This window comes from Butyricicoccus faecihominis (genome assembly GCF_014648015.1).
In the GTDB taxonomy this organism is placed as follows: Bacteria; Bacillota; Clostridia; order Oscillospirales; family Butyricicoccaceae; genus Agathobaculum; species Agathobaculum butyriciproducens.
Map to the genome: position 1 here is coordinate 110,773 of NZ_BMQH01000006.1, position 15,452 is coordinate 126,224.

Consider the following 15,452-nt stretch of genomic DNA (forward strand, 5'->3'; position numbering starts at 1 on the left):
ACACCAATGAAAGCATTTCTATCCTCGCTGAGCCGCAGCAAGCGCTATGTTGTCGCGGAACTGCTTCTCGTTTATTTCGCACAGGGGCTGAGCTCCATCATGCTCGGCTCTGTGCTGCCGGATTTACGCGCGGCCTACGCGCTGGATTACCAGATCGGCGGCACGCTGCTGTCCGCACAGTCGATCGGCTATCTCGGCATCGGCCTGCTGTCCGGTCTGGCCGCCATCAAATGGGGACTCAAACGCGCGTACCTCATCCTATATTATGTATTCGCGGTCGGCTTTGTCATGCTGTTAACCAACGGCTCGCCGGTCTGGCTGCTGGCGGCCATGTTCCTGACCGGCATTTCCAAGGGCGCTATCACGGATTACAACAACCGCGTAATGAGCGAATACGCGAACGGCAGCGCGACCCCGCTCAACATGATGCACGCGGCGTATGCATTTGGTGCGTGTGTGGCGCCGCTGGCCGTACTCGCCTGCCATAAGCTGGGCGGTGACAACGGCTGGCGTCTTGCGCTCGAGATTTCCATTGTACTGCTGACGGCTTCGTTTATCTTCGGTCTGTTTATGAAGATGGATGACGATAAATCCACGAAAACCGAGCAGAAATCCGCAACCGATTACGGCTTTTTCCGCGAAAAGCTGTTCTGGCTGTGCACAGCGCTCTGCTTTTTCTACGAGGCTGTTGAGGCTTCCATGATGGGCTGGCTGACCAGCTTTTACATTGATTCCGGCGTGCTCGCCGCAGACGCTGCGCAGATCATCACTTCCCTGCTGTGGGTTTCGCTGCTGATCGGCCGCTTCTCGTGCAGCGTGATCGCTGCGAAGTTCCGTCCGTGGCAGATGATCACGGTCATGTGCTTCGGCGTAGCGGCGTTCCTCGTGCTGCTCGTCACCGGAACCACGCTGCCGATTCTCACCGTTGCGACGATTGGTCTGGGTCTGTGCATGTCCGGCATGTACGGCACAACGGTGGCCAATGCCGGAGATTTGTTCTCGCGCTATCCGGCATCCATGGGCATTTATGTTACACTTAACGGCTTCGGCGCAGCTATAGCTCCGGCTGCGATCGGCATCGCTGCCAACCGTGCGGGTATCCGCTGGGGTTTTGCTACCCTGCTGATCGCAGGCGTGCTGCTCGTTGTCTCGGCAGTGCTCAATGCACGGTATTTCAAGGGCAGACAGCATAGCAAGGCGGTCTCCCGCGCCTAAAAAGCACAAAAAACCTCTCTCAAGCGTTTTGAGAGAGGTTTTATTTTTATTCCGCTGCCGTTTCCGGCTCCTGCTCGACAGCCTGCCTTGCAGCTCTTGCGTCAAGGTGTGTCTCCAGCCAACGGGAAATATCTCCGAAGGTTTCAAGTCTGTCAAGCTCGTTGAGCACCTCGTGGCGCGCATCCTTATAAAAGATGACCTCGATATTCTTCACGCCGTTGCCGCGGTACAGATTGACCGTACGGCGCACACCCTCACCGTACCGCCCAACCGGGTCCTTATCACCCGAGATGAACAGCAGCGGCAGGTCCTTCGGTGTTTTTCGGAAGGTCACCGGATTGTTCGCCTTGGTGATGAGCGTAAACAGGTCGCGGAATCCGGTCGCGGTGAACACGAAATTGCACTTTTCATCCGACTGATAGAGCGACACGACCGCCTCATCGCGGCTGAGCCAGTCAAACACGGTTTTCGGCTGCTTGATTTTCCTGTTGAAGCCCTTGAACACCAGATTGGACAGCAGTCCGCTGCGATAGGTGATGCCGCGCGAGCGCGCTACCGAATCCGCAAGATGTACGATGCTGCCGGAGGCAGCGATCGGGCCGACTGTTCCGATAAGAATGCAGCCGGACAGCTTCTCTCCGTAATCGAGCAGGTACAGCCGTGCGATCAGCGAACCCATCGAGTGCCCGAGCAGGAAATACGGCAGGTCGGGATAGCGGCGCTGCATCAGGTCGGTCAGGTGCTTGACATCCTCAACAAGATACTTCCAACCGTCACGGGCGGCAAAAAAACCGAGATCCGCCGTGCGTGAGACCGATGCTCCGTGTCCGATATGATCGTTTCCGCAGACAATGAAGCCCAGTCCGCAGAGATACTTCGCAAACGCGGTGTAGCGCGAAAAATACTCGCACATGCCGTGAGACAGCTGCACGATACCGCGCACCTCTACTCCTTCGGGAACAAGAATATAATAGGTGACATTGGAAACACCATTAGCACTTTTGTAAATATTTTGCGTACACTTGATATTCATATACAACACCCGATCATGGACTGTACTTCTTTGCTGTTAATACTATACCACAAATTCACTTATCGTGCACCTGTTTTTTGATAAAGTTCACAGTTCATTTAAAAATGCACTGTCAAAAATTGCTGATTTTTAAATACCTTTCCCGACTGCAAATTATGCAGGATTACGATATCGCAAACAGCGACCGATGTGCTACAATAAAATAAATCACGGGCAGTGCTGTATTGCCCAATTCAAAAGAAAGAAGGATATACCCATGCCGTATATTGCTGTTACCACCTCCAAGGCCCTGTCCGACGAGCAGAAGGACGAGCTGAAGAAGACCATCGGCCAGAAGATCTCCCTGATTCCGGGCAAGACCGAGGCTGCTCTGATGGTTGACATCTCCGATAACCACACCATGTACTTTGCAGGCGAGAAGCGCAAGCTGGCGTACGTTGATGTTCGCTGCTACGGTTCGACCGAGTTTGAGAACAAGAAGGCACTGACCGAAGCACTGTTTGATGCTGTCGAGCTGCACACCGGTCTGCACGATGACAGCATTTACCTGACGTACTCCGAGTTCTCCAACTGGGGCACCCGCGGTACCATGAAGTAAACCGCAGAAAGACGCTGAGAGTTTCTCGGCGTCTTTTTTGTTTCGGATGAAGAATTGAGAATGCCTGAATTTTCAGAATGTTCACATTTGGACGATTGACGTTCGCTCGCTTTCGGTCTATTATAGTTTACAAGTAAACCGTTTGCCGAAAGGAGGACACCGCATGCCCGGCTCTCCCCATGATTTTGCCGCCGATGCGTTCCACGCGGGTCAGCTGTACCGCAGCTGCTTCCGCGAGCTGACCGAAAACTGCGGCTTTACGCCAAATGAGATGTTCGTGCTGCTGTTTCTGTACCGCAACGCGCCCGAGCAGGACACCGCAACTGTCATTGCACAGGCGTGGAACGTTTCTAAGCCGCTGGTGACGCGCAGCGTAGACGGACTGCAGAGGCGCGGTCTGCTCTACTGCGTGCGCGACGGGAACGACCGCCGTCTGGTGCACCTGCACCTGTCTGATGAAGGACACGCTGCCGCCAAAGCGCTCCATCACCGCTGCGAAACCTTTGCGCTGACACTGCAGCAGGGTATCTCCGAGCAGGAAATGCAGACCCTGTGCAGTGTGATGCAGAAAATGCAGCGAAACCTCAACGATTTACTCGAAAGGACGAAACTCACATGAATAACAACCCCAACGGGGCAAAAAATCCCAAAAAACCGCTGATCTTCTATTATGCTGTCATGCTGCTCGTGCTTATGATGCTCAACTGGCTGCTGTTTCCGAGCTTGCTGCAGCGGCAGGTGACCGAGGTCGGCTACGACGAGTTCATCTCCATGGTGGACAAGGGTCAGGTCGAGACCATCGCTTATGACAAGCAGAACCAGGAGATCACCTTCGAGGCCAAGAACGACAAGGGCAAGGACGCGCTCTACAAGACCGGTATCTTCCCGGATGACGAGCTGGTCGGCCGTCTGCTGGGGGCCAATGTTAAATTTGCCGCTGAGATCCCGACCCAGACCTCTCCCCTGCTGAGCATGCTCATCAGCTACGTTGTGCCAATTGTGCTCATTATCGCGGTCGGTCAATGGCTGCAGAAAAAGATGATGAAGAACATGGGCGGCAACATGATGAGCTTCGGCAAATCCAACGCCAAGATTTACGCCGAGACCGAGACCGGCAAGACCTTTGCTGATGTCGCCGGTCAGGATGAAGCCAAGGAGGCCCTCACCGAGATCGTGGACTTCCTGCACAACCCGGGCAAATACGCCTCCATCGGCGCGAAGCTGCCCAAGGGCGCACTGCTGGTCGGCCCTCCGGGCACCGGCAAGACCTTGCTGGCGAAAGCCGTTGCCGGCGAAGCGCATGTGCCGTTCTTCTCGATTTCCGGCTCGGAGTTCGTCGAAATGTTCGTCGGCATGGGCGCGGCCAAGGTACGCGATCTATTCAAGCAGGCCAGCGAAAAAGCACCGTGCATCGTGTTCATCGACGAGATTGATACCATCGGTAAAAAGCGCGACGGCGCAGGCATGGGCGGCAACGACGAGCGCGAGCAGACGCTCAACCAATTGCTGACCGAGATGGACGGCTTTGACGGCACCAAGGGCGTCGTTATTCTGGCGGCGACCAACCGTCCGGAGTCGCTTGACCCGGCTCTGCTGCGTCCGGGCCGTTTTGACCGCCGCATTCCGGTGCAGCTGCCCGATCTGCAGGGTCGTATCGCAATTTTGAAGGTGCACGCTAAGGATGTTCACATGTCCGGCAATATCGACTTCAACTCGATTGCCCGCGCAACCTCCGGCGCTTCCGGTGCTGACCTTGCCAACATTATCAACGAGGCGGCTCTGCGTGCCGTTCGTCTGGGACGAAACAGCGTCATTCAGGCTGATCTGGATGAGAGCGTTGAGACCGTCATTGCTGGTGCGCAGCGCAAGAACGCCGTACTCAGCGCCAAGGAGAAGGAGATCGTTGCATATCACGAGATTGGTCACGCACTGGTGGCTGCCAAGCAGACCGACTCCGCGCCTGTCACCAAGATTACCATTGTGCCGCGCACCTCGGGTGCACTCGGCTACACCATGCAGGTGGATGAGGGCGAGCACAATCTGATGAGCAAGGACGAGCTGCTGAACAAGGTGGCAACGCTCACCGGCGGCCGTGCAGCCGAGGAGCTGATTTTCGGCTCGATTACCACCGGTGCATCCAACGACATCGAGCAGGCCACCAAGCTGACGCGCTCGATGATCACGCGCTACGGCATGAGCCGCAAGTTCGATATGGTTGCGCTCGAAACCGTGACGAATCAGTATTTGTCGGGCGATACCGCGCTCGCTTGCTCGGCGGAGACCGCTGCGAAGATTGATGAGGAAGTGATTGCCACCGTCAAGACCGCGCATGAGAAGGCCATCGGCATCCTGCAGAATAATATGGATGCCCTGCACCGTCTGGCGCACTTCCTTCTGGAAAAAGAAACCATCACCGGCGAAGAATTTATGGATCTGCTGCATAAATCCGAGTAAATCTGTACAAAAGGAAACCCTCTCTCGTAATGAGGAAGGGTTTCTTTTTGCCTATACCCACAACAAGGAACAGACCAGAAAGAGAGGGCGGACACATTGGTCCGCCCCTAAGCATATACAATTATATTTATCTAAGCGACAGAATCTCTGCCGGATGTTCAAACCTCATATCCGACATTAACTTCTCCGCCTCGGAGCACCCCCACAGGGCGAGGACGCTCTTGACGCCTGCACTTTTCGCGCACTGCATATCATATTCGCTGTCACCGATATAGACGGCGTCCTCGGGTTTACAGCCGAACCGACGCAGACACTCGAGCAGAGCGTCCGGCGCAGGCTTGGGATGCTCGACATCATCCGCACAGATGATCTCATCAAACCACGGCGTGAAGCCAATGGGTTCAATCCCCTGCTTGAGCTGCAAACGTGTCCGCGAGGTGACAATGCCACACGAACAGCCGGATTTTCTGAGTTCCTCTATCGTTTCGGGAATGCCGTCGTACATCGGGATTTCGTCCAGACGGTCATACGCCAGCGCTTCCCAGCGAGCCATGATTGGCTCAACCCGCTCGGCCGGAATGCCTAATTTCGCCAATGCGCGTCTGCCGGGCATACCGAAGGAGAAGATCAGCTGCTCGTAGGTGAACTCATAGCCGAACTCGGCAAGTGCAGTGCGCATGGCCCACTGATCTACCTTTGAGGAGTCGATCAGCGTGCCGTCAATGTCAAAAACAAAGTATTTCATGTGGTTTCCTCCATCTTTTTCGCCAAGGTAAATAACCCTCGGGTATAGTCCTGCTCGAAGGACTGAGACAGCTCTATGGTCGGCATAGCCTGCTCCGGCAGCGCCTGCGCACAGCTTTCGCGTATCCGCGCTGCCTTATCGGTCAGACGGGAATCGGCATACAGCACCACCCTGTCCGGATTGATGAGCGCCGCACAGCCGCAGATGACCTTGGTGAAATAGTCGCTTATATCCGCGCCTGCAAAGTGATTCTGCGCGTATTCGAGATTGTGTTCGATTGGAAGATAATGCAGTTCGCCGGCAAAGCCTGCGGCACCGCCCCAGACCTTTCCGTTCAGCACGATACCTGCGCCTGCACCCAGCTTGCCGATGTAAATGCACACAGCGGCTTTCGGTGCGGGCGTGTACTGCGCCGCGTAGCCTGCAGCCCCGACCTGCATATCACGAGCCGCCATGCACGGCAGACCGGTTTTATCGTGAAGATACGCACTAAGGCTTACGCCCCGCAGCTCAGGGTAGCCGAAACTCTCGGTGACGATGCCGTTATGCATTGTTCCGGCAAAGCCGAGCATCACCGCTGCAAGCCGCGGGTAACGCGCCCTAACACGCATCAGAAGCGTGTCGAGAAATTCGCGCACATCGCCGGAGCAGGTCTGCTGTTCCTGTTCGAGCGGTGTACCGTCGAGGTCGCACACAAACCAGTGCAGCGTGTCCTGCTCCAGCCGCAGACACAGGAACAGCCGGTACTGCGGGTTCAGCCGGTACTGCATGGCGCAGCGTCCGCCAGTGGAGGCTGCCGTGCCGATTTCTTGCGCTTCTCCGCGCTCGACCATCTCATCCACAATGCGGCTGACGGTCGGAAAGCTGAGATGTGTCAGCCGCGCAAGATCGTTCTTGCCGGCAGAGCCGTGCTGCATCGCCTGCCGGAGCAGAGCTGTGTTCTCCCGCTTGAGTTTTCCTGTGTCTGCCATGGTGCACCTCTTTTCAAAATACTTTTTAATAGTATGTTAATTTCTACATACAGTATATCCTCTGTGGGCGGTTCTGTCAATGCTGAATTAGTAATTAAGCGTTAGGAATTGATGTGAGGGTTTATTTGCTGCGTAATATTGTCCTTTCTATTCCACCCATTGGCGGCTGTTGTAAATGCAGGCGTATGCATATACCAGATGAAACACAGCGTAAAATAACACCCGCAACATTAATTTACCATAGCTAATACACAATAAAACCAAAACCGCCTTTTCAGGCGGTTTTATTATTTTAACAAGGTCCTACAGCTGCCGGTTTGAGGCGGATTGACCTTGCAGGTCTGACAATATTTGAAACCCACGTTTGTCACTCCCTTTAGGAAGTGTTTGAGTTTATGTTGCTCGGGAGACCAATGGTCTCCCGAGCGGTTAGGTCTATGCAGATGGGTTAGCGGCGATGTGCAAAGCCAGCGTCCCCTATGGTATACCTTTAATAACAAGATAGAATCATGTGAAGAAGGGTAAATCGCTACGTCATCTTTACTATCCGATCTCCACTCTTAATTACACCGTTGATTTCCGCTTCGGCAGATTGAAGTCAATCCCGGTGAGCATTTTCACAATCCACAGCAGGAACAGCAGTACGAGCACTGGCAGCACACACGAGGTAACGATTAGCACGGCGAGTGCCTCCATAACATTGCTGAGCAGTTTTTCAAACTTTTCCGTCACACCGGAGACCGCATTCTGCACCGAGGACGTGATATCCGACCAGAAACCGTTCTTTTCGCTGTCTGAATCCGAGTCCGAACCCGCACTGGTATCGATATCATCCGCTGCACTTTGCGCGTCCTCAATGGTCTGCGACAGAGAGGTTTCATAGGTGGCCTCGATCATGCGCGATACTGTGATGCCGCCCGGAACAGCCAGCCAAACCGCCATGCCGAACAGCGCCAGCTTGAATGCGAGTTTCGCCAGAATCTCACTGCTGCGGAACTGACGGACGATGAGCAGCACGCACGCTGCCGGTAAAATAAACCGGAAAACCGCGTATCCGGTAATGGTGAGCAGATATTTCTCTAACATAATGGCACACAGCACGATCAGAAAATCCGACGTGAGATCAGCCAGCTTTTCCGCGATGGCGCTGCCTGTGTCTCCCGGCAGAGCCGAAACAGCTGCGGACGCTGCCGTGGAAGCCGCAGTCAGCTTCATCACAGTCGCCTGTTTTTCGTTTAAGTATTCAATGCTCGTCCGGTGCGTCTCCGGTGAGGACTGCCATCCCGAGATACCGAAAAAGCACCCGAGTCCGATCATCATCAGCAGCACACACGAAACGATTCGCTTTGTCAGTTCGTTCATTTTATCCCTCATCTCTATTAGAAAACCCCCAACGGTCAGACAGGCTAACGATTGGGGGTTGTTCACACTTATATGATTACTTGCTCCAGGCTGCCTTGGCTGCGCCTTCTTTGAACACCTCATGGAAGCCCTTGACATTGGCTGCAATGTCACCGCCGAACACGGCAGAACCTGCAACGATAACGTCTGCACCGGCGGCTACGATGTCAGCGGTATTGTTCAGCTTTGCGCCGCCGTCGATCTCCAGCTCGCACTTATAGCCGTTCTTCTGGATTTCCGCGCGGACAGCCTTGATTTTGTCCATGCACTCCGGGATAAAGCCCTGACCGCCAAAACCCGGCTCAACGGTCATGATGAGCACCATATCGCAGTACGGCAGCAGCGGGAACAGCACCTCAGCGGGGGTTTTCGGCTTGATAACGCAGGCTGCCTTGACACCGGCTGCGCGGATTTTCTTCAGCTGCTCAAGCGTATCACCGTTGGACTCGTAGTGTACGGTGATGATATCCGAGCCGGCCTTGATGAAGTCGTCCAGATACTGATCGGGGTCCGAGATCATTAGATGTACATCGAGCACCTTGTCGGTCGCCTTGCGCAGCGCCTTAACCACCGGAGCGCCGATGGTGATATTCGGCACGAAGTGACCGTCCATAACGTCAACGTGAACGTATTCCGCACCGGCATCGGTGGCAATTTTAATATCGCGTGCAAGATTTGCAAAATCTGCGGACAGAATAGACGGTGAGAGCTTGATTTCCATAACAGTTCCTCCTGTAACCGCAGAGTGTTCCGCGGCATAATTTGATACCAGACGCGCCTGTGTGTTCAACCGGTTTGCACGGCGCCGTCTTTTTGAATACGAGGGCGACATGTACAGTCGCCCTCCTCTTGACTTACATTATATCACACCTCTTTGGAAATTGAAAGAAAAGAGTGAGGAGTGGAGATCACCTCACGGTTTCATCTTCTTCCCACTGCTGCAGCTTGTCACATCCTGCGGTTTCCGTTTTTAATGAGCTATCCCCAGAAGAAGGCTGCACCACACCGTCAATTACCGTTTGCTAATTCCTGATTACTAATTTGTTCTAACGGTATAGAAAACTTCTCCATCGAAATCAACAATATTTTGTCGCCCTCACCGATTGATTTATCTGCGTGAAAAAGGTAGAATAGATGTATCATGCAATAAAGGAGCGAACACGATCATGAGCGTCAATCGTTGTTATTCCGAGAAAAAAAACGGCTTCGATGTCGAAGCACGCAGCCTGTTCTCCAGCCTGCACGACCTGTTGGAAATCAAAAACCTGACTCATGTGCGCTATCTCTGCCGCTACGACGCAGAGGGACTTGCACCTGAGACCTACGAGAAGGCAAAGGGCATCGTATTCTCCGAGCCTATGGCTGATGTGTGCTACGACGAGGACTTCCCCCGTCCGGAAGGCGCTCACACCATCCTTGCGGTAGAGCCGCTGCCCGGTCAGTTCGATCAGCGCGCCGATTCCTGCGCACAGTGCATCCAGCTGCTCACCGGCGGCGAACGCCCGACCGTTGCCGCTGCTAAAATCTACGTTCTGGAAGGCGAGCTCACTGCTGAGGACATGGACAAGATCCGCGGTTATCTGATTAACCCCGTAGACACCCGCGAGGCTTCGATGGCTAAGCCTGCAACCCTCAAGGTAGAGTACGCTATCCCGACCAGCGTGGCATCGGTTGTCGGCTTTACTCACATGGACGAGACGGCTCTCTCTGAGCTGCTGCATAATATGGGTCTGGCGATGGATCTGGACGACCTCAAGTTCCTGCAGACCTACTTCCGCGACACCGAAAAGCGCGACCCGACCATCACCGAGGTTCGCATGGTCGATACTTACTGGTCCGACCACTGCCGCCACACCACCTTCCTCACCCAGATCGATGACGTAAAGTTCGAAGATCAGATGGTGCAGGACGCATTTGACCGCTACATGGCTGCCCGCGTGGAGGTCTACGGCGAGGAAAAGGCTGCCAAGCGCCCGGTTACGCTGATGGACATGGGTACGATTGCGGCTAAGGTGCTCAAAAAGCGTGGCTACCTGAAGAATATCGACGAGTCCGAGGAGATCAACGCCTGCTCCATTAAGGTGAAGGCACTCGTGAACGGTCACTACGAGGACTGGCTGCTCATGTTCAAGAACGAGACCCACAACCACCCGACCGAGATCGAGCCGTTCGGCGGCGCTGCTACCTGCCTCGGCGGTGCGATCCGCGACCCGCTGTCCGGCCGCTCCTACGTTTATCAGGCAATGCGCGTAACCGGCGCGGGCGACCCGACCGTGCCGCTCTCTGAAACCCTCGAGCACAAGCTGCCGCAGCGCAAGCTGTGCCAGACCGCTGCTGCGGGCTACTCCTCCTACGGCAACCAGATCGGCCTTGCGACCGGCCTCGTACACGAGATCTACCACCCGGGCTATGTCGCAAAGCGCATGGAGATCGGCGCTGTTGTCGGTGCGGCTCCGCTGGAGAACGTCATCCGCGAGGTACCCGAGCCGGGCGACATCGTCATCCTGCTCGGCGGCAAGACCGGCCGTGACGGCTGCGGCGGCGCTACCGGCTCCTCTAAGAAGCACACTGAGGAGTCCCTTGAGACCTGCGGTGCTGAGGTACAGAAGGGCAATCCGCCTGAGGAGCGCAAGATTCAGCGTCTGTTCCGTGACGGCAATGTCACCCGCATGATCCGCCGCTGCAACGACTTCGGCGCGGGTGGTGTTTCGGTTGCCATTGGCGAGCTGGCCGACGGTCTGGACATCGACCTGAACGCTGTACCGAAGAAGTACGACGGTCTGGATGGCACCGAGCTGGCCATCTCCGAGTCGCAGGAGCGCATGGCTGTCGTTGTCCGCGCAAAGGACGTCGATGCGTTCATTGCGGCTGCGGCCAAGGAGAATATCGAGGCTGTTGTCGTAGCCACCGTTACCGACAAGAACCGCCTGTGCATGACCTGGAACGGTGTTAAGATCGTGGATGTTTCCCGTGATTTCCTCAACACCAATGGCTGCTCCAAGCACGTTGACGCAGAGGTTGGCGCACTGCCGACTCCGTCCATCTCCTGCGCTCCGGCAGGCAATTCCGAAAAGGAAAAGCTGCTGAACCACGCCTCTACCCTCGGCATCTGCCTCGAGCGCGGTCTGGTCGAGCGTTTCGACGGCTCCATCGGTGCAAGCTCGGTATTCATGCCCTTCGGCGGCAAGTATCAGCTGACCCCGACGCAGGTCATGGCGGCTACCATGCCGGCACTGAACGGTCAATGCGAAACCGCCTCTGTCATGGCATTCGGCTTTGACCCCTACTTCACCGAGCAGAACCCGTATCTCGGTGCTTCTTCCGCGGTAATCGAGTCTGTAGCTAAGCTGGTTGCTGCCGGCTGTGACTTTGAGACCGCATACCTCACTTTCCAGGAGTATTTCGAGCGTCTCGGCAAGGACCCGAAGCGTTTCGGCAAGCCGCTGTCTGCCCTGTTGGGCGCGTACACCGCACAGGAGAACCTGTGTCTGGCAGCTATCGGCGGCAAGGACTCCATGAGCGGCTCGTTCGACGATATGGACGTACCGCCCACGCTGGTTTCGTTCGCCATCGCGCCGCAGGACGCTTCCCGCCTGATCTCTCCTGAGTTCAAAGCGGCAGGCCATCCGGTTTACTTCTTCGACTCACCGTACAATCAGGACGGCACGCCGGATTACACCACGCTCAAGTTCATGTGGAACGAGGTCGCAAACCTGATTGCGTCCGGCAAGGCGGTTTCCGCGTGGGCGCTGTCCACCGGCGGTATCGCTGAGGGCGTGTGCAAAATGGCGCTCGGCAACAAAATTGGCTTTAAGATGGACGATTCCTTCCCGTCTGACGCGCTGTACCTCAAGAACTTCGGCGGCATCCTGATCGAAGCCGCATCCGAACTCCCGGCTTACTGGCTGGTCGGCTATACCACCGACGATGAGAAGATCACGGTTGCCGATGAGTCCGTCACCATCGACGAGCTGACGAATGCCTTCGAGGGCAAGCTCGAGAGCGTGTTCCCGACCAAGGCGGCTGCTTCCGACGAGCATCTGACCAAGGTTTCCTTCACCGAGCGCAATGTTTCCGCTCCGGCGGTCAAGAACGCAAAGCCGCTGGCGGTTATTCCGGTATTCCCCGGCACCAACTGCGAGTACGACACCGCCCGTGCGGTTGAGAATGCAGGCGGCGCAGCTGAGATCGTCGTAGTCCGCAACTTCTCCGCGGATGCCCTCCGCGAGAGCGCTGAGCAGCTCGAAAACTCCATCCGTAAGGCGCAGATGGTTATCCTGCCGGGCGGCTTCTCCGGCGGTGACGAGCCGGACGGTTCCGGTAAGTTCATTGCGTCCTTCCTGCGCGACGCAGGCATCAAGGATAGCATCCACGAGCTGCTGAACAAGCGCGACGGTCTGATGCTCGGCATCTGCAACGGCTTCCAGGCGCTCATCAAGCTTGGTCTGGTTCCCTACGGCGAAATCCGTGACGAGATGACCGGCGACGACCCGACGCTGACCTTCAACCTCATCGGCCGCCACCAGAGCCGCTACGCTACCACCCGTGTTGCGTCGGTCAAGTCTCCGTGGCTGTCCTCCTGCAATGTCGGCGACCTGCACTCCATCGCATTCTCTCACGGCGAGGGCCGCTTCGTGGCACCGCAGAACGTCATCGACGACCTGATCAAGAACGGTCAGGTAGCGTTCCAGTACACCGATCTGAACGGTGACCCGTCAATGGACATCGCGTGGAACCCGAACGGCTCCATGTGCGCCATCGAGGGTATCACCTCTCCGGACGGCCGTGTGCTCGGCAAGATGGGTCATACCGAGCGTTACAGCCCGTTCGTCGGCAAGAATATCTACGGCGAAAAGTATCAGCCGCTGTTTGCAAACGGCGTGAAATACTTTAAGTAAAGCCTGTGCAGAAAGCGCCCTCAACGAGGGCGCTTTCCTATCAATAAATAAAGCGATAAAAAAAGAAATACTATAAGAGCATCATGCACGACGTTTTGGGGTATATCAGTTTATCCCCATATTGGCGGCAAATTCTACGAGATACTCCTGCATTTTCCCCAATTATATTAGAGACTGCCGATCTCGCACAGTTCGATTGTCATCTTGCTCATATTTGCCAACGAAATAGACTTTCTTTCGGTGTATATCGAACCGAGTTTGATCCTGTCAATAGTCACGAATGCTTGATCTTTATATATGCAAACGACTCATTTTGTTCGCATCTTTGTGCCGTTTCCTACAATAATCTTGATTATTTATAACAGGAGCACCTACAACAGAAATTTATACAGAGCGTGGTTTCTATAACAGCTCCTATGAATTGTCTTTTCATGATCTATCCAAATATTCTTTAACGTCAAAGAATAAACTTGCAATCCAAAAACTTCGCAACTCACTTTCTTCCAATAACGAGGTGTTTTTATGAACCCCTGTGAGCACAAAGTCCAATACTATGAAACCGATGGCATGGGCATCGTCCACCACTCGAACTACATCCGCTGGTTCGAGGAGGCGCGCGTGGATCTGCTCGAGCAGCTCGGCTTCGGCTACGACCGCATTGAAGAGGCCGGTTACAGCGGTCCGGTGCTGGAGGTCTCCTGCCAGTACAAAACCATGTCGAAATTCGGCGAAACCGTGCGAATCGAAGCATCTATCACGCAGTACAACGGCGTACGCATGACGCTGCACTATGATGTCTACGACAAGGCGACCGGCACGCTGCGCTGTACCGGAGACAGCCGCCATTGCTTTATCAACGCCGAGGGCAAACCGGCTATCCTCAAGCGGTGCTGGCCGGAGTTTGACGCGGCATTGGCTGCAAATATTGTCAAAGAGTAACAAAAACCGTCATCTCTGCATTTGAGATGACGGTTTTTTGTTTTGCCTGTGTTATCCTTTATTCTCCACGCCGGTCAGGTCCTGAACAACTTCACCTGCAATGATAAGACCCGCAACAGCAGGCACAAACGCAGTGCTGCCCGGAACCTGTCGGCGCTGTGTGCATTTTCTGGCAGTGCCCGGCGGGCAGATGCAGTTCTGGCGGCAGCTGATCGCCATATCGTCAATGGGCGTCATAGCCGGCTCCTTGGAGTACACGACCTTGAGCTTGCGGATGCGGCGCTTGCGCAGCTCATAGCGCATAACACGCGCGAGCGGACAGCCGGAGGTCTTATAAATATCCGTCACTTCCAGCTTGTCGGCGTGAATCTTGTTGCCTGCACCCATGCAGCTGATGATGCGCGTACCGGCCTTGGTTGCCTGCTCGATCAGCTCGAGTTTGCCGGTTACGGTGTCGATAGCGTCTACAACATAGTCATATTGGGTGAAATCGAACTGAGGAGCGGTCTCAGGCGTGTAAAAGGTTTTGTAAATGTTGACCTTGCAGTCCGGATTGATATCGTGAATACGCTCGGCGGCGGCCTCTACCTTGTATTGACCGACCGTCTTGCGGGTAGCGATGATCTGGCGATTGATGTTGGTCAGGCACACCTTATCATCGTCGATGAGGTCAAGTGTACCGACACCCGAACGCGCCAACGCTTCTACCGTGTAGCCACCCACGCCGCCGATGCCGAACACCGCAACACGCGCGTTGTACAGGCGCTCCATGCCCTGCTTGCCAAGCAGCAGCTCGGTTCTCGAAAATTGATTGAGCAAGTTTTTTCTCCCTTTCGTGCAGTTTTTCGCTTAGTTATAAGTATAGCGGGGAATGCCTACTGTGTCAATAGGAAAGCTGCCGTTTCCCTGCACCGATTGACCGAGGCCGAACTGCGCAGGTGGGTTCGCCCTATCCGGGCAGCTTCTTTTTCGGCACCGACTGACCGGGGTGCTCGAACTGCGCAAGCGTGTTCGCCCCTAACGGGCGGGAAGTTTTTCGCTGAACCTCAGCGGGGAGTTGCGCTCTGCGAAGCGCGGGAGAGCGCGGCACCCGCCGCGGGGGCAAAAAGGAAGGGACACCTGCGGTTTCCCTTCCTCTTTGAACTCCTACCTTTCCCTTATTTCTTAGTCTGGCGCAAATCAGAGACCAGCGACCGCT

12 protein-coding genes are annotated in these 15,452 nt (G+C 55.2%); 6 read left to right on the plus strand and 6 right to left on the minus strand.

Annotated elements, in window-relative coordinates; all coding sequences use genetic code 11:
* Nucleotides 1–6: 6 nt before the first annotated feature.
* Complete coding sequence (locus IEY11_RS07385) at nt 7–1,215, plus strand: MFS transporter (RefSeq protein WP_188886201.1); 1,209 nt, start codon at nt 7–9, stop codon at nt 1,213–1,215.
* Nucleotides 1,216–1,261: 46 nt separating this feature from the next.
* On the opposite strand, the gene IEY11_RS07390 is transcribed toward IEY11_RS07385, so the two are convergent.
* Complete coding sequence (locus tag IEY11_RS07390) at nt 1,262–2,248, minus strand: alpha/beta fold hydrolase (RefSeq protein ID WP_188886202.1); 987 nt, start codon at nt 2,246–2,248, stop codon at nt 1,262–1,264.
* 256 nt (nt 2,249–2,504) lie between these two features.
* Here IEY11_RS07390 and IEY11_RS07395 point away from each other — a divergent pair, with 256 nt between their 5' ends.
* The 3 genes from IEY11_RS07395 to ftsH all read left to right on the plus strand — a co-directional run bounded on the left by IEY11_RS07395 (nt 2,505) and on the right by ftsH (nt 5,300).
* The gene (locus IEY11_RS07395) at nt 2,505–2,846 is read left to right on the plus strand and encodes a phenylpyruvate tautomerase MIF-related protein (RefSeq protein ID WP_158575149.1); all 342 of its coding nucleotides are present in this window, start codon (nt 2,505–2,507) and stop codon (nt 2,844–2,846) included.
* Nucleotides 2,847–3,009: 163 nt separating this feature from the next.
* On the plus strand, nt 3,010–3,465 hold the full coding sequence (locus tag IEY11_RS07400; RefSeq protein ID WP_188886203.1) for a MarR family winged helix-turn-helix transcriptional regulator: 456 nt from the start codon (nt 3,010–3,012) through the stop codon (nt 3,463–3,465).
* Nucleotides 3,462–5,300: an ATP-dependent zinc metalloprotease FtsH gene (gene ftsH, locus IEY11_RS07405; protein WP_188886204.1), complete on the plus strand. Its 1,839-nt coding sequence runs from the start codon at nt 3,462–3,464 to the stop codon at nt 5,298–5,300. Before IEY11_RS07400 ends, ftsH begins: the two co-directional genes overlap by 4 nt.
* Before the next feature lie 127 nt (nt 5,301–5,427).
* On the opposite strand, the gene IEY11_RS07410 is transcribed toward ftsH, so the two are convergent.
* The 4 genes from IEY11_RS07410 to rpe all read right to left on the minus strand — a co-directional run bounded on the left by IEY11_RS07410 (nt 5,428) and on the right by rpe (nt 9,138).
* The gene (locus IEY11_RS07410) at nt 5,428–6,045 is read right to left on the minus strand and encodes an HAD family hydrolase (RefSeq protein ID WP_118729818.1); all 618 of its coding nucleotides are present in this window, start codon (nt 6,043–6,045) and stop codon (nt 5,428–5,430) included.
* Nucleotides 6,042–7,016 carry an ROK family protein gene (locus IEY11_RS07415; RefSeq protein WP_188886205.1) on the minus strand — a complete coding sequence of 325 codons (975 nt, stop codon included), beginning with the start codon at nt 7,014–7,016 and terminating at the stop codon, nt 6,042–6,044. The genes IEY11_RS07410 and IEY11_RS07415 overlap by 4 nt, the downstream gene beginning before the upstream one ends.
* 564 nt (nt 7,017–7,580) lie before the next feature.
* Nucleotides 7,581–8,378, minus strand: coding sequence for a hypothetical protein (locus tag IEY11_RS07420; RefSeq protein WP_118729817.1), 798 nt, complete (start codon nt 8,376–8,378; stop codon nt 7,581–7,583).
* 76 nt (nt 8,379–8,454) lie between these two features.
* Nucleotides 8,455–9,138, minus strand: coding sequence for a ribulose-phosphate 3-epimerase (gene rpe, locus IEY11_RS07425; protein WP_117750831.1), 684 nt, complete (start codon nt 9,136–9,138; stop codon nt 8,455–8,457).
* 445 nt (nt 9,139–9,583) lie between these two features.
* Between rpe and IEY11_RS07430 the strand changes: the two genes are divergently transcribed.
* Together IEY11_RS07430 and IEY11_RS07435 are read left to right on the plus strand one after the other, a co-directional pair.
* Nucleotides 9,584–13,315 carry a phosphoribosylformylglycinamidine synthase gene (locus tag IEY11_RS07430; protein WP_188886206.1) on the plus strand — a complete coding sequence of 1,244 codons (3,732 nt, stop codon included), beginning with the start codon at nt 9,584–9,586 and terminating at the stop codon, nt 13,313–13,315.
* A 522-nt stretch (nt 13,316–13,837) separates the two neighbouring features.
* A complete protein-coding gene (locus IEY11_RS07435; RefSeq protein ID WP_188886207.1) occupies nt 13,838–14,254 on the plus strand; it encodes an acyl-CoA thioesterase in 417 nt (138 codons plus the stop codon).
* 51 nt (nt 14,255–14,305) lie between these two features.
* Here IEY11_RS07435 and IEY11_RS07440 read toward each other — a convergent pair whose 3' ends face one another.
* Nucleotides 14,306–15,073, minus strand: coding sequence for a tRNA threonylcarbamoyladenosine dehydratase (locus IEY11_RS07440; RefSeq protein ID WP_188886208.1), 768 nt, complete (start codon nt 15,071–15,073; stop codon nt 14,306–14,308).
* Nucleotides 15,074–15,452 lie beyond the last annotated feature (379 nt).

What these genes read in the sequence shown, in the direction of transcription:
- IEY11_RS07415 (WP_188886205.1), bottom strand. Translation starts at nt 7,016, where the DNA reads ATGGCAGACACAGGAAAACTCAAGCGGGAGAACACAGCTCTGCTCCGG.
- IEY11_RS07385 (WP_188886201.1), top strand. Translation starts at nt 7, where the DNA reads ATGAAAGCATTTCTATCCTCGCTGAGCCGCAGCAAGCGCTATGTTGTC.
- IEY11_RS07395 (WP_158575149.1), top strand. Translation starts at nt 2,505, where the DNA reads ATGCCGTATATTGCTGTTACCACCTCCAAGGCCCTGTCCGACGAGCAG.
- IEY11_RS07420 (WP_118729817.1), bottom strand. Translation starts at nt 8,378, where the DNA reads ATGAACGAACTGACAAAGCGAATCGTTTCGTGTGTGCTGCTGATGATG.
- IEY11_RS07430 (WP_188886206.1), top strand. Translation starts at nt 9,584, where the DNA reads ATGAGCGTCAATCGTTGTTATTCCGAGAAAAAAAACGGCTTCGATGTC.
- ftsH (WP_188886204.1), top strand. Translation starts at nt 3,462, where the DNA reads ATGAATAACAACCCCAACGGGGCAAAAAATCCCAAAAAACCGCTGATC.
- IEY11_RS07400 (WP_188886203.1), top strand. Translation starts at nt 3,010, where the DNA reads ATGCCCGGCTCTCCCCATGATTTTGCCGCCGATGCGTTCCACGCGGGT.
- rpe (WP_117750831.1), bottom strand. Translation starts at nt 9,138, where the DNA reads ATGGAAATCAAGCTCTCACCGTCTATTCTGTCCGCAGATTTTGCAAAT.
- IEY11_RS07435 (WP_188886207.1), top strand. Translation starts at nt 13,838, where the DNA reads ATGAACCCCTGTGAGCACAAAGTCCAATACTATGAAACCGATGGCATG.
- IEY11_RS07390 (WP_188886202.1), bottom strand. Translation starts at nt 2,248, where the DNA reads ATGAATATCAAGTGTACGCAAAATATTTACAAAAGTGCTAATGGTGTT.
- IEY11_RS07410 (WP_118729818.1), bottom strand. Translation starts at nt 6,045, where the DNA reads ATGAAATACTTTGTTTTTGACATTGACGGCACGCTGATCGACTCCTCA.